13 protein-coding genes are annotated in these 13,836 nt (G+C 42.4%); all 13 read right to left on the bottom strand.

The window, feature by feature from the left end; all coding sequences use genetic code 11:
* Window positions 1–187: 187 nt before the first annotated feature.
* The 13 genes from IGJ45_RS08500 to aroF all read right to left on the bottom strand — a co-directional run bounded on the left by IGJ45_RS08500 (window position 188) and on the right by aroF (window position 13,803).
* A complete protein-coding gene (locus tag IGJ45_RS08500; protein WP_197081131.1) occupies window positions 188–370 on the bottom strand; it encodes a hypothetical protein in 183 nt (60 codons plus the stop codon).
* Between the two features lie 505 nt (window positions 371–875).
* A complete protein-coding gene (locus IGJ45_RS08495; RefSeq protein WP_409531416.1) occupies window positions 876–3,146 on the bottom strand; it encodes an AAA family ATPase in 2,271 nt (756 codons plus the stop codon).
* A gap of 16 nt (window positions 3,147–3,162) precedes the next feature.
* The gene (locus IGJ45_RS08490) at window positions 3,163–3,642 is read right to left on the bottom strand and encodes a DUF6530 family protein (RefSeq protein ID WP_003126580.1); all 480 of its coding nucleotides are present in this window, start codon (window positions 3,640–3,642) and stop codon (window positions 3,163–3,165) included.
* Window positions 3,643–3,853: 211 nt separating this feature from the next.
* Window positions 3,854–4,702 carry a DegV family protein gene (locus IGJ45_RS08485; RefSeq protein ID WP_005473140.1) on the bottom strand — a complete coding sequence of 283 codons (849 nt, stop codon included), beginning with the start codon at window positions 4,700–4,702 and terminating at the stop codon, window positions 3,854–3,856.
* Between the two features lie 96 nt (window positions 4,703–4,798).
* Window positions 4,799–6,055, bottom strand: a complete 1,257-nt coding sequence (locus IGJ45_RS08480) for an LCP family protein (RefSeq protein WP_086269189.1) — start codon at window positions 6,053–6,055, stop codon at window positions 4,799–4,801.
* A 131-nt stretch (window positions 6,056–6,186) separates the two neighbouring features.
* Window positions 6,187–6,651, bottom strand: a complete 465-nt coding sequence (locus IGJ45_RS08475; RefSeq protein ID WP_195957246.1) for a GNAT family N-acetyltransferase — start codon at window positions 6,649–6,651, stop codon at window positions 6,187–6,189.
* Entirely contained in the window at window positions 6,614–7,489 is an 876-nt protein-coding gene (gene pheA / locus IGJ45_RS08470) for a prephenate dehydratase (protein ID WP_409531417.1), read from the bottom strand. Before pheA ends, IGJ45_RS08475 begins: the two co-directional genes overlap by 38 nt.
* Complete coding sequence (locus tag IGJ45_RS08465) at window positions 7,490–7,996, bottom strand: shikimate kinase (RefSeq protein WP_219645329.1); 507 nt, start codon at window positions 7,994–7,996, stop codon at window positions 7,490–7,492.
* Window positions 7,993–9,279 (bottom strand): 3-phosphoshikimate 1-carboxyvinyltransferase, encoded by a 1,287-nt coding sequence (gene aroA, locus IGJ45_RS08460; RefSeq protein WP_409531418.1) that lies wholly within the window; start codon window positions 9,277–9,279, stop codon window positions 7,993–7,995. The genes IGJ45_RS08465 and aroA overlap by 4 nt, the downstream gene beginning before the upstream one ends.
* A 10-nt stretch (window positions 9,280–9,289) precedes the next feature.
* The gene (locus tag IGJ45_RS08455) at window positions 9,290–10,375 is read right to left on the bottom strand and encodes a prephenate dehydrogenase (protein ID WP_003126587.1); all 1,086 of its coding nucleotides are present in this window, start codon (window positions 10,373–10,375) and stop codon (window positions 9,290–9,292) included.
* A gap of 78 nt (window positions 10,376–10,453) precedes the next feature.
* Window positions 10,454–11,620: a chorismate synthase gene (gene aroC / locus IGJ45_RS08450; RefSeq protein ID WP_060814365.1), complete on the bottom strand. Its 1,167-nt coding sequence runs from the start codon at window positions 11,618–11,620 to the stop codon at window positions 10,454–10,456.
* A 22-nt stretch (window positions 11,621–11,642) separates the two neighbouring features.
* Window positions 11,643–12,695, bottom strand: a complete 1,053-nt coding sequence (gene aroB / locus IGJ45_RS08445) for a 3-dehydroquinate synthase (RefSeq protein WP_409531419.1) — start codon at window positions 12,693–12,695, stop codon at window positions 11,643–11,645.
* An 82-nt stretch (window positions 12,696–12,777) separates the two neighbouring features.
* Window positions 12,778–13,803: a 3-deoxy-7-phosphoheptulonate synthase gene (aroF, locus tag IGJ45_RS08440; RefSeq protein WP_003126590.1), complete on the bottom strand. Its 1,026-nt coding sequence runs from the start codon at window positions 13,801–13,803 to the stop codon at window positions 12,778–12,780.
* Window positions 13,804–13,836 lie beyond the last annotated feature (33 nt).

Here is a 13,836-nt window from a genome sequence, read left to right as displayed (position 1 = left end):
TTAGCAAGCAAGTGCAAACGAGACTCGTTCATTTTTTTCTCATCGATAGAACATTATCCTTTCACATCAACTTACTTCATGGCGATTGACGATTTCAGGCAACCGGCTCCTGTAGCCAAGCCAACAGCCTAGGACCACTAGCAGACCAATTAGTAAATGCCATGCCCAAGATATCACTGAAGAACCGCTATTCAGTAATCCAGCAGGCAACTGATAAAAACTGGCTAAAATCATGAAAGGCTCGTTCAAAAACAATCCCACCTAATGAATTGCCAATCAAAAAAGCCAAACCAATCCCGTTCAAGGAAAAAAGAGTCTCCTCGATAACCATCAAATGAAGCGATTGTCCTACTAAAAATCGGATCGTCACGGATTTTTCCCCTTCGGAAAAAAGGAATTGTTTGTAACATGAACGACTATATAGGAAAAAGATAACTGCCATGCCGATCCATAGAATACCGACCACCCCTAGGAAAATAAGGAGTAAAAAGAGCCAACTTTGAAAAGAACTGTCTTGTGAAGTCTGTTTTAAACGCCGTTCAAGAGCATACCAACGAAAAAAAGAATGACCACTTTTCACAAAAAAATAAGAGCGAACTCACAAATGTAAATAGTCCATAACTCATCCACAATGTTCTTCTTCGAATGTTCTTCTTCGAATGAAATAAGCTCCTGCAGTAGAGAAAGGATAGATATAACGCCAATTCAAAGTCATTGTTGTTCCTCCTTTGTGATCAGTTTAGCATACGAAGCAGAAATTGAAAACGTTCGTTTAATTTAGTTTACATATTCTTTTTATAAGAAACAAATAACATCCGCCTCCCACTTCTATGCAAGACGGATGTTATTTAAAAAGCAGCCGAATGAATCGTAATTTAGAAATAACGGCTGATCAGTGTTAGTAATTGTTTGGGAAATTCTTTAAGATTGCTGATATCGATATATCTTTCCGCGCCATAGATTTCTTTGATGACGTCTTTGTCTTGTCCGATGGCAGCGGACAAAAAGATGATTTCCTGGCGTTCATACTCTTTGATGACTGCTTGAATATCCGCTTTCGCCTTATTGCCCGTATAATCTGGCATCGCCTTTGGCTGACCATCACTAATCGTCAATAGTAATTTTGTCGTAGCAGATTGTTGGGAAAGTTTTTCAGCTAGTACCCGCAGCACTGCCCCATCACGATTGTTTTGTCGGGGTTGAAGAGACATCAGCTTTGCCGGCACATAATCAAAAGGTTCAGCAAATTCCTTATAAGAATAGAGAGAAGTCTTCTCTCGTACAGACAAATCGGCTGTGTCGCCATAAATCATCAGCGGAAGATCTAGGCGCTGTGCAAACGCACTCACTGCGAGTGCAGCTTGTTGTGCAGCGGTGATCCGTCCCTCCCGTACCATGGACCCTGATTCATCGATTCGTAAAGCGATCGCTAATGAAGGCTGTTCATGAGGAGGATTTTTCTTATCAAATGTTCGAAAGTCGCCATAAGCAACACGACTTGCATCAAAGCGTGTCCCGCTATATTTTCCTTTGCCATAAGAAGAAGCTGCTTCATTTTCTAATAATTCAAGCAACTGTTTTGTTATTGTTTCAACCACCGGCAACAACGGTGCTAGAAGTTGCTGGGCTTTCTGAGAAGCATTTTCTTGGAGCTTTGGCCGATGCACAATCAATCCTTCTTTCGCATGGATAGATTGTTTTAGCGCTTGCCGCGCTTCTTGATTTGCTTGTTTTCTTACTTCTTTATCCAATTGCCTGAATTCTTCAATCGAAAGATGCTGACTGGAAGGTTCTTGAGCAGATTGTTCACTTCCTTCCTTTGTGTGTCCCTCATCAGACGAATGTTGGCTCTCTAAAGAGTCTCCATCTATAGTGTCTTGAGGCACCGCTTCCTGATCATCTTGGTTTGTTTCCTGTGTATCTAGCACCTCAGGTGTCTCCAGTGTCTCTGCTGTTTCTTCAGTACTAGCTGCTGTCCCCATCTGCAAGGATGCTTCTTCAATATTTCGCGCATCCGCCTCTTCAGCAGATACGATGCGTCCTTGTATTGGTTGTCGATGACTCATTTTCTGTCCTTGATACAAACGTCTTAGCTCTAAGAGCAATTCTGATTGATCGAGGGCTTCTTGCAGCAGGCGCAATTCGTCTGGATCTGTCGTTAACTTGTATAAGACTTTGACCGCTAACGTATTTAAAGGTGATTGCCCATTTTTAACCGTATTCAGCCAATAAAAATAAGATCGCATACCAGCCACACCCTTGATGGCATTTGCTCGTGCAGAAGTATCGAGAAGTCGAATAATCTCTGCCATTTTGCTAGCGATCGCTTGATCTTGAAAGCCGGTTTTAGCAAGTCCCCGTGCGACCATCACAGATAGTTCAGGAAGGTCCATTTTTTCCGCATGTTGCATCCGATCTCTAAGAGATTCATTCAATGGACGATTGCCCTGATAGTTCCGATTTGTTGTGATAATGACGACACAATCCGGATGGCGCCTGACAACGCCAGTTGGCAGATTCAGCATCCCATTTTGCTCCAATGCAGAGTTGAGAGCGACGAGTACCGAGGCATCCCGGATGACTGTTGGTTCTTGGATTTCTAATAGATACCCTTTTTCCATCGCACGAACGATTTCCGAAGGATAAAATTTATAATGAACGACATCGGTCGTATCTGTTTCTTCAATTCGTCGAATCAAGTCTGCTAATTTTTCTCGGGCACCCTCACTGGTGAGCGAATAGTGATCCGCAATCACTTGAATGACCTGATCTAAGCTATCACTCAAATAGATCGCTTCTAACAATTCACTGTCTTCTTCTTGATCTGTTGCTACGATCGGCAACAATGCACCAAAAACATCTGATTTATCCATATCAGCAAAACAGGTGATTTTGGTATAAGGCAATTGAAGATCATAGGAGAGAGCTTTGGCTAATTGCGTTTTTCCAGAGCCAGCATCTCCTTCCAATAAAACATTGAAAATCTTCATCTCTGGATCTTGCCAGTTTAGCTTGATTTCTTGAGCGATCCGCAGTTCTTCTTGACTTGTCTGATGACTCGCTGGTTTTTGCCAAATCATTTGCTGTTCTAACTTGCTGAACTGTCGACCTTCTGTCAAAGTAAAAGGGGTACGATTGATCCCCATGTAGATTCCTCCTTTCTTAATAGCCCAATTCGTTTAACAACCGACTTAAAATTCGAAAACGTTCACCGATCAATTCACCATCTTTTTGCAAGGCATCATAGAACAATAGAATATCCTCATCAATTTTAGGATTGTCTGTATCAACTTCTACTGTCATCCGATTTCCTTGCAGTCCAATAATATCGATGAGTGGGTTTTCTGGATCATAAAACTTTTCATGACGATAGGCATCTTGAAAATAGAGGCTAGATTGCGCGACAAGGATCGCTAAGTCAAGAATCCGTGATAATGGGAGTTCTTCTGATTGACGAGACCACTTTTCCCCCGTGTGCCGCCATACTTTCCCTGAGATATCTACTTTACCTCGATCATTCCATTGTGCCAGACCCAACGATAAGCCTTTCGCATCCGTATGAAGCGCATAGCGTCCGTCTACTGTATCATAGTCTTCAACTTTGATGACGGGTTTGTGTTTTAAGTTTTCTGGTATTTTCATTTTCCATCCTCCTGTTTAGTAATTTACTAAAGTAGTAATTGGATTAAGTATAGTCAGTGTGAATCAGATAAACAAGCAAGATGCTTTTAAAGCAAAAAAAATACCCATGTGACCAGAAACTAGCAAAAGGAATCCCTTGACAAGCTTCTAAGTAACATAGGTATTTTTATAAAAATCAAATAATTGCATAGGAATAAATAACTCACTTTTATTATTGCGCTGCGATGGCAATCCCAATCGCTTTTTCACCCAAATGAGAACCAATCACAGGACCAAAATGACCCACTTCGATTTCGGCATCAGGGTATTTCTTTTGCAGCTTCGCCTTTTCCTCTAAAGCCACAGACAAGTTATTGGCATGGATCACATAGAATTTCACTGGGTAAGCGATTTCTGATTCTCTTTGACCAATAATGTCTTCTGCGCGATTAAAAGCTTTTTTACTGGAACGAATCTTCTCATAAAGCACGATTTTTCCTTCGTCAAAAGTCAAGATCGGTTTGATTTTCAATAATCCGCCGATCAATGCAGCACCATTTGTTAAACGTCCACCTCGCACAAGATTGTTTAAGTCATCTACGATCAAATAAGCATACGTATTATCGCGGATGCGATCGATGTGGGTCACGATCTCTTCAATGGTTTTGCCTTGTTGGTTCAGATCCAATGCAGCTTCTACCATATGTCCCATTGGCATGCTGGTGATTTTAGAATCATAGGGAATAACCCGCGCGCCTTTGATATCATCTTTGATACCATATAACGTATTGATAAAGCCAGAAATGCCGCTAGAAAGGTGAATACTTAAGATCGTATCATAACCTTTCTGGGCAAGGGTTTCGTATAATGCAATCACTTCACCAAGGACAGGTTGAGAAGTTTTAGGAAATTCTTTACTGTTTTTCAGCAAAGAGTAATATTCATCTGGCTGAATGTCGATCCCTTCGTTATAGCTTTTTCCATCTAAAATAACAGGTATTGGGATAACGAACAAGTCAGCGTGATCCTGGATGCGTTCAGGCAAGTAAGCTGTACTGTCAGTAACAACGGCTAATTTCATTTCTTTTCCTCGTTTCAACATATTTCAAACGTCATTAATAATATAGCATAAACCAGTAAGCTTTCAAAACTCTTTTCAAAAAGTTTTCAGTTAAACTTACTGATTTAAGAAACTTTCGATGGCTTGTTTATTGGTATCAAAGTTGATGACCAGCACACTTCCTGCTTCATAGGTTGAGCCATACTGCCATGAATCATCGACAGGAACAGTTAAGCGATCAATGCCCCCTGCGCCTTTGGCAATCGAAAATGTGTTTCTCAGCAAGAAGCTAACTGGCAGATTAGTAGAAGCATACCCTAGGACTTTCCCTGCTGCGTATGGCAATTTAACGATGGATAAAGGATTTTTCATGGCATTAAACACAGCATCCATCACTTGTTGTTGTCGACGCACACGCCCAAAGTCGCCTTCTTCATCCATACGGAACCGCGCATATTGCAATAATTCTAAACCGTTCATATTCTGTTGCCCTTTCTTGATAGGGACTTCAAGGTTTTTACTCATATCTTTCTCAGCGTTGATCGGTACACCACTAGGAAAAAGGGTGTCAATCACTTTTTCGAAAGATTGAAAGTCTACTTTGACATAATAATTCGTTTGGATTCCGAAATTTTCAGCTAACGTTTGCCGAACTAACTCTGCCCCGCCAAATGCATAAGCTGCATTGATCTTGTTTTCTCCATATCCCGGAATCGTGACTAGCGTATCCCGCATGAAAGAAAGCAGCTTCGGTTTCTTTGAAGGGCCATCCAATTGCAGCACCATGATCGTGTCTGCACGACCAGTTTCGCCTTTACGGCTGTCGCTTCCTAAAAGCAAAATATTTTTTGCTCCGTTCGCAGATGCTACACCATTAAACGTTTCCGTCTCTGAGACTTGTGCATCGCTTTTGGCCACCTGCTGCCCTGCCACAAAAGCCACGATCGAGTAAGCAAGTACAAACACTAGCACATACAGGATGAAACGCAAAATTGGCCGTTTCTTACGTTTAGCTTCTTTTGATTTTACTTTCTGCTCTTGTTTCGCTGGCTTCTTGTTAACTGACTGACCATTGTTGCCGAAATCCTTTTGTTTACCAAAGGATTTTGACTTGGTTTTTTTGCCAGTTAACAGATTCGGCCGCTGAAGGGTTGTTTTTTTTGACGAATGATTGCCAGAAGACCGCTTCTGACTTGTTTGGTCGTTCTCCCTTTGTTGTGCAAAATCGTTTTCTGCTGAATATTCTTCTTCCTTTTGAGGTCTTCTCACAGATTTTGTTTCTCGACGAGCAAAGATCGTTTCTTTATGAGCAGCTCGTTGCTCTTCTTTCGCTAATTGTTCATGCAATTTTTTGTTGCGGTCCATTCGACTCATAGGACAGTATCCTCCAAATAAAAAAAGCTTTTCTTTCTTATAAGAATACCTTACGAAAAAAAGAAAGAAAGCTATTTTTTTAAATTTTAAGATTTTCCTAGCAACTTTTTGATAGAAAGATGAAAAGCGGCTCATAAAATCTTGCTTGCTCTGTAACGTTCAACTTGAAAACCATTTCGTTGGTAAAAATCAGCCACTTGGTTTTTGGTCCAGAAATTCAGAGTGAGGGTTGCAAACTGCTTTTCTCGAGCAAAATCTGCGGCATGGGTTAATAAGGCTTCACCGACCCCTTGCTTCTGGTACGCATTTTCAACCGATAACGCTTCGATCTCAAGTCGACGTTGAGAGACCATCAGCGGTGTATCCGATAACTCAATCTCTTTTAGATGAATAAATCCGCAAGGTTGTTTTTGCCAGGCTACAAAAAAATGATGCGTTTCTGTGGCAAGCAAATCCTGTAACAAGTCGCGGAATGCCTCGTAGTCAAAGGATTTGAAAACGTTAGGTATCAATTGATGATGGACCTCTTGAACACTTTGATAAAGTTTAGCTAATAAATCAGCATCCTCGCAAGGACTGATTTTCCTCTCTTTCATTTCCTTCACCTATTTTCTTCACAGCATACGTACCTAGAAGATGGACATTACAATTTAACATCCTGATTTCTTCTAAGGCATTCTCAACCAAGGCCCAAGGCTGATTTAGCACTAAATCTATCACAAAAAAATATTCCCCTAGACTCGTTTTTAATGGTCGGGATTCGATTTTGCTCAAGTCAATGCCGCGCCAGCCAAAAGCGGCCAAAATCTGATGCAGACTACCTGGTCGATTGGTAGGCAAGGTCACATAGATCGTGGCTTTCGTTGCCTTATCATGGAAAACGCTCGATTCGTTTGTGTCTTTTTGCAAGATCCAAAAACGAGTTTGGTTGCTAGTCGTATCCTGGATATTTTTTTCCTGAATGAATAGACCATAAGCATGGGCTGCTTCTTTGGAAGCAATGGCTGCTACCGGCTCCGCTGGATGCTCTGCGACAAAGACGGCAGCAGCAGTCGTCGATGCCACCGCTTCAATAGGAACATCTGGAAAGTTATGTTGCAAAAACTCCGCACATTGGGCCAAAGCCTGTGGATGAGAAATGATTTTGGAAATCTGCTGTCCTGACTGAATGGTCAGCAGCTGATGGTTGATAGGCAAAATCACTTCTTGTTCAATGATCAGTTCCTTTTGTCGGAAAAGTGTATCGATTGTTGCATGAACCGAACCCTCTAATGAATTTTCATTGGGGACTACCGCTCGTTGGATGTCCCCTGCTACTAATGCTTGAATACATAATGGGATCGATCCAAAAGGAACCATTTCTTCATTTAAAAAAGATTCACAGGCGGCTCGATAAGTGAAGGAGTTTTTTGGGCCTAGATAACCAATCTTCATTTATTCACCTGCTTTTTGAATGATTTCAGTCACGATCTCTGCTGGAGATTTGCGGGTGGTATCGATCACTACTGTCGCACTTTCTTCGTATAGTGGCATTCTTGGACGATAAATATCAATGATTTCTGCCGGCGATTTCGAAACGACAAGCGGACGAATATTGACCGTATCCTTTTTCAACCGATTGAGCAATTCTTCTGGCTCCGTTTTTAAATAGACGACTTTCGGAAACTGCTGCAATAGTTGCCGATTTTCTTCTTTTAGGATGATGCCGCCACCAGTAGAGATCACTTGATCAAGTGTTAATGAATGAGTCAAAATCTCCGTTTCTTTTTCTCGAAAAGCGGCTTCCCCGTAACGATCAAAATAGTCTTGGATCGTCATGCCGATCGATTCAACGATCAGATCGTCAAAATCAACATGTGCCAACTGTAATCGTTCTGCTAACAAGCGGCCAATAGTTGTTTTACCAGCACCCATAAAACCGATCAAAACGATTCCTTTCATTCAACATCACCTCCAGTTAATTGGCGGAGATCCTCAAAGAAGTGGGGGTAGGAGACCGCTACTGCTTCCGCCTGTTCTAATTCCACATCTTCTTGCGTCAATAAAGCAGCTACTTGCAGCATCATACCAATTCGATGATCGCCGCGACTGGACACGTTGCCACCATGAAGGGGTGTCGGACCATTAATAATCAGTCCATCTTCCGTTGGCGTGATATCTGCTCCCAGTTTCGTTAATTCTTCTGCGGTCGCATCGATTCGGTTCGTCTCTTTGACTTTCAATTCTTCAGCATCACGAATCACCGTTTGGCCGACAGCTTGTGTAGCTAACAAAGCGATGATTGGTAATTCATCAATGAGTCGAGGAATGATCGCGCCTTGGATCTCGATTCCTTTTAATACAGAAGAATGAATAGTAATCGTAGCTGATTGATTGTTCTGATCGATCGCTGTCAGTGAAATCTGAGCACCCATTTGTTCCAGCACATCTAAAATTCCTGTTCGCGTCGGGTTAATCCCAACATTTTCTAGCGTGATTTCACTATTGGGTAAAACAGCTCCTGCGGTTAAGAAAAAAGCAGCTGAAGAAATATCACCTGGTACAATCACTTCTTGTCCAACAAAGGATTGAGGACCTGTAATTTGAATCTCCTTTCCTTTAACCGTGATCTCGCCGCCAAATTGACGAATCATTTCTTCCGTATGGTTGCGGCTCGGTTCTTTCTCGACGATTCGGGAGGTACCCTGTGCTTGCAATGCGGCAAAAAGTAACGCTGATTTGACTTGTGCACTAGCAACAGGCATTGAATAATCGATTGGGCTTAAATCGCGTGTACCTTGAATAGTAATCGGTGGAAACTCACTTTCATTGCTGCCGTTAAGTCTCGCACCCATTTGATTCAATGGCAACATCACTCGATTCATTGGTCGCTGATTCAACGAATCATCCCCCAGTAAAGTAGTTGTGAAAGGTTGCCCGGCTAAAATCCCCATCATTAAACGAATCGTTGTGCCTGAATTTCCTACATCAATCGGACGGTCAGCAGCTTTCAAACCGCCAAACCCTTGACCAGTGATCGTGATCGTCTCGCCGTCATCTTGAATGGGGATTCCCAATTCTTGAAAAGCGTGAAGGGTACTAAGACAATCTTCCCCTCTTAAAAAATTACGAACCGTCGTCGTCCCTTCTGCTAATGCACCAAACATGATGCTGCGGTGAGAAATAGATTTATCTGAAGGGACTGTCAGTGTGCCTCTTAGGTGGTTAGCTTTAAGTAGTTTCATCATTGTTCTCCTATTTTATCCGACATTGATAGGTCGTATTTTCAGTGATCAGCTGCTGGGCTTGCTGCAGCTCTTTTTGACTTTTGAAAGAAATCTGCAAGACACCAAGTATATCTTCACGCGTCTCTAAAATTTTTAAATTGATCAATGAGAGATTGCCTGTGCTTAACAGCTGGGTGACCTCTGCTACCACACCCGGATGATCCGGAACATCGATCAATAGATCATAGAACGCTGGAATTGCTCCAGTTTGGTGGATAGGTAAATGGTCTCTTGTTTCTTTAGCATCTTCAAAAAAACGGAATATTGCTTTTTCATCTTTAGTCAGCAACCACTGTGATACTTGCTCCATTTGTTTTTGCCAGGTTGCGATTAGCTGCAAAAGCTCCTGTCGATTACTTAATAAAATATCCGTCCACATGCGGGGATCGGAAGAAGCAATGCGAGTGATGTCCCGAAACCCTCCTGCGGCTAGTTGCTGAGCCCTAGGCTGTGATTGATTAAACGTATTCGCCTGATTGACTAACCCGGAAGCAATAATATGAGGTAAATGACTTAGCATTCCAGTGATTTGATCATGCTCGTTTGGTGCCAATTCGACGTATTTTGCTCTGGTCCCTTGAAACAATCGCTGCAGTTCATTCATGCGGTTGCTAGTAGTCGGGGTGAAAATGTAGTAGGCATTTTCGAATAAATTCTCATCTGCTGCTAAAATACCCGATTTATGAGAGCCAGCCATAGGATGACCGCCAATAAAATCAAAGGAGAATTGCTGCGCAAATTGAACAATCTCTGCTTTTGTACTACCAGTATCCGTTACTAAGACATTTGACTTTAAAGTTACTCTTCCCAATTCAGCCAAATAAGCTTTCGTGATCTCCACTGGAAGTGCCAAAATGATGATATCTGATTGGATCGCTCCTTCAGTAAATGAAGCTGGCACGAAGTCAACAATCTGTGACTGTATGGCAATTTCATTGGTCGATTCACAATGATCCCAACCAATCAGATAGCTGTCAGCAACAGCTTTTTTGATGCATTTTGCCAACGAAGCACCGATCAATCCTAGACCAGCGATCATGATTTTTTGTGACATTGGAATGTCCCTCGTTTCCTTTTTCTCAAGATATTTTTTTAGTAGTGGGATAAACTCCACTACTTTTAGTAATGAATTTTAGTAATGAAGCAAGTAGTCACGGTATTCTTGGACAGCTGTTTGTAATTCTTCAAAGGAGTCACTCGGAAATTTTTCGAGTATTTCATTGGCTACTACTGTAGCAACGACATTTTCACAAACCACACTGGCTGCAGGAACTGCCGTACTATCTGAACGTTCAACACTTGCTTTGTAGGGCTCTTTGCTATCGATATCAACGCTTTGCAACGGTTTGTATAATGTTGGAATGGGCTTCATCACTCCACGAACGACAATCGGTTCTCCATTTGTCATTCCTCCTTCAAATCCGCCCAAATTATTGCTGCGACGCGTGTATCCTTTTTGCTGATCCCAGAGGATTTCATCCATCACTTGCGAACCGGGTAAGACTCCTGCTTCAAATCCGACACCAAATTCAGCACCTTTAAATGCATTGATACTAACCACGGCCTGCGCAATTTTGGCATCCAATTTTTTATCCCACTGCACATAACTGCCTAGACCAGCGGGGACACCCCCGATTAGAACTTCTACGACGCCACCAATCGTATCCCCATTTCTCTTGGTTTGGTCGATCAATTGCTTGATTTCTTCTTCGACAGAAGGATCCAACACCCGAACTTCAGATGCTTCGGAGCGCTCGGCAATTTCTTGAACAGTCAAACCATCAGGAATAGCTGCTTTGATGCCGCCAAGCATTGTCACATGGCCAGCCACTTCAATCCCTAATTCCTTTAAGATTTTTTTGGCAATTGCACCAATGGCCACTCGCATCGTTGTTTCCCGCGCAGAGGAACGCTCTAAGACGTTTCGCAAATCCTGATGACGGTATTTCATGCCTCCGACCAAGTCTGCATGTCCTGGTCTAGGCCGAGCCACTCGTCGTAATTTCCGATCTTTTTCAGGAACTTCCTCGATTGCCATCACTTTCGTCCAATTTTTCCAGTCTTTATTTTCCACAACCAATGTCACAGGCGACCCTAATGTTTTTCCATGTCGGATGCCGGAAGTAATACGGACTTGGTCTTTTTCAATCAGCATGCGACCGCCGCGGCCATAACCCGTTTGTCTTCTCGCTAGTTCGTGATTGATATCTGCTGCTGTTAAGGGTAATCCCGCCGGTAGACCTTCAATAATTGCGGTCAATTCAGGTCCGTGGGATTCACCTGCTGTAATATAACGCATCATCCGCCGCTTCCTCTCTTTTTTATAAATAATTTTTGATTTCTTCTGTAGGGATCGTAACGATCTTCGCTTGACCGATTTTTTCTAACAAAATAATCTTCAATTGGTTTCCTCGGGTCTTTTTATCATGAGTGATCGCTTGATACAACTGATCTTTGTCAACCGATTCTGACTGAGTAGGCAAATGAAACTTGCTGATCATTTCTATTAATTGGGCCGTAGTTCCTTTTGGAGATAATCCGATGGACTCCGCGTGTTGGGTGATCATCACCATGCCGATTGCTACTCCTGCACCATGGCTGATTTCAAACGCTGCTGTTTTTTCTAGCCCATGTCCGATGGTATGGCCGAAATTCAACATCAAGCGACTGCCATGATCGAAAGGGTCTTCCTCGACAACTTTTCGTTTGACCGTTAAAGCCGCGGTGATCACTTGTTCTGCATGGTCCAATAATGCCGTCTCATCTTGCAATTCGGCTAGTTTTTGCCATAACTGGTCATCAGCGATTGCTGCCGACTTAATGATCTCTGCAATTCCTTCTTGTACGCGATAAAGTGGTAATGATCGTAAAAGTTCTGGATCGATCAAAACACCAGCGGGTTGGGCAAAGGTTCCAACCAAATTTTTAGCATTTCCAGTATTGACAGCTGTTTTGCCGCCAATACTAGAATCTACTTGCGCCAATAAAGTCGTGGGAATCTGAAGAAAATGGATTCCTCGCATATAGGTCGAAGCCACGAAACCTGCTAAATCTCCGATTACTCCGCCGCCCAGCGCAATTATTCCATCGCTTCGGGTCAGCCCAAGTTCTGCTAAACGATCATAAAGAATCGTCGCTTGCTCAAGAGACTTGCTCTTTTCTCCCGCTGGAACAACAAGTAATTTTGCTGCAAATCCTTCATGAGTAAGCGCATCAATAATGACTTGTCCATAGATTGGGGAAACGTTACTATCCGTAATCACTGCGATCCTTTGAGGTTGCCAAAGTCCTTTGACCCATTTCCCTACTTCTTGAAAGGCACCTCGTTGAATGACAATATCATACGAATGTTTTGCTAAATTTATGTGTAACATCAAATGGTACACTCCTTTTTTAGTCTTCACAATGACTTGATTTCTTCTGAAATAGCTGTCATTCTCAGCTGAAAAACGACGATTATTTTTGCAGTGCTTTGATTTCTTTCATCGCTTTTTCCATGATATGGACTTCATTCATCATATTCATGTAGGTTTTTTCGTTCAATGATTGAGGACCATCAGACCAAGCATTTGCCGGATCTGGATGGATCTCAACGATCATGCCGTCTGCGCCCGCAGCAACCCCAGCTCTAGCCATTGGCGGAACTAGATCCCAGATACCTGTCCCATGACTAGGATCAACGATAATTGGGAAATGACTCAACTTTTTGATGATCGGTACAGCACTAAGGTCGAATGTATTCCGCGTTGCTGTTTCGTATGTTCGAATTCCCCGCTCAATGAAGATCACTTCACTTTTATCTTGAACAGCAATGTATTCTGCAGCATTCAACCATTCATCAATTGTTCCTGAAATTCCCCGCTTCAATCCAATAGGTTTTCCTGTTTTACCGACAGCCGCTAATAGTTTGAAATTCTGCATGTTACGAGCACCGATTTGCAAAATATCGCTGTATTCCGCAACCATATCGATATGTCCTTCGTCCATTACTTCAGTGATGACTTTCATCCCTGTTTCATCGGCAGCTTGACGGATGTATTTCAGCCCTTCTTCTTCCAGACCTTGGAAAGCGTAAGGAGAGGTCCGAGGTTTGAAAGCACCTCCTCGTAAGATTTGAGCACCGCCAGCTTTGGCGATCCGTGCACATTCACGGATTTGTTCTAATCCTTCGATCGAACATGGGCCAGCCATTGTTACGAAATGTCCATCTCCGATTTTGACACCATCAACATCAACTACCGTGTCCTGCGGATGAAATTCCCGCGAAGTCAATTTATACGTATTGGAAATACGAATTGCGTCTTCTACACCATCGTAGCTGCGAAAAGCGACATCTTGGATCAGACGCGTATCTCCTTTAAGTCCAATGACGATTTGTTCCTTCCCTTGATTGACCTGTACATCTAATCCTTCTTTTTTGATTCGTTTCACAACAACTTCTACTTGTTCTGCCGTGGCATTTGGTTTCATAATTACGATCATTTTTTCTTCCTACCTTCATAGTTATTAGTTTTT

Source organism: Enterococcus sp. DIV0574, from assembly GCF_051711125.1.
Lineage (GTDB): Bacteria > Bacillota > Bacilli > Lactobacillales > Enterococcaceae > Enterococcus_D > Enterococcus_D gallinarum.
This window is presented reverse-complemented; position numbering and strand designations above follow the sequence as displayed.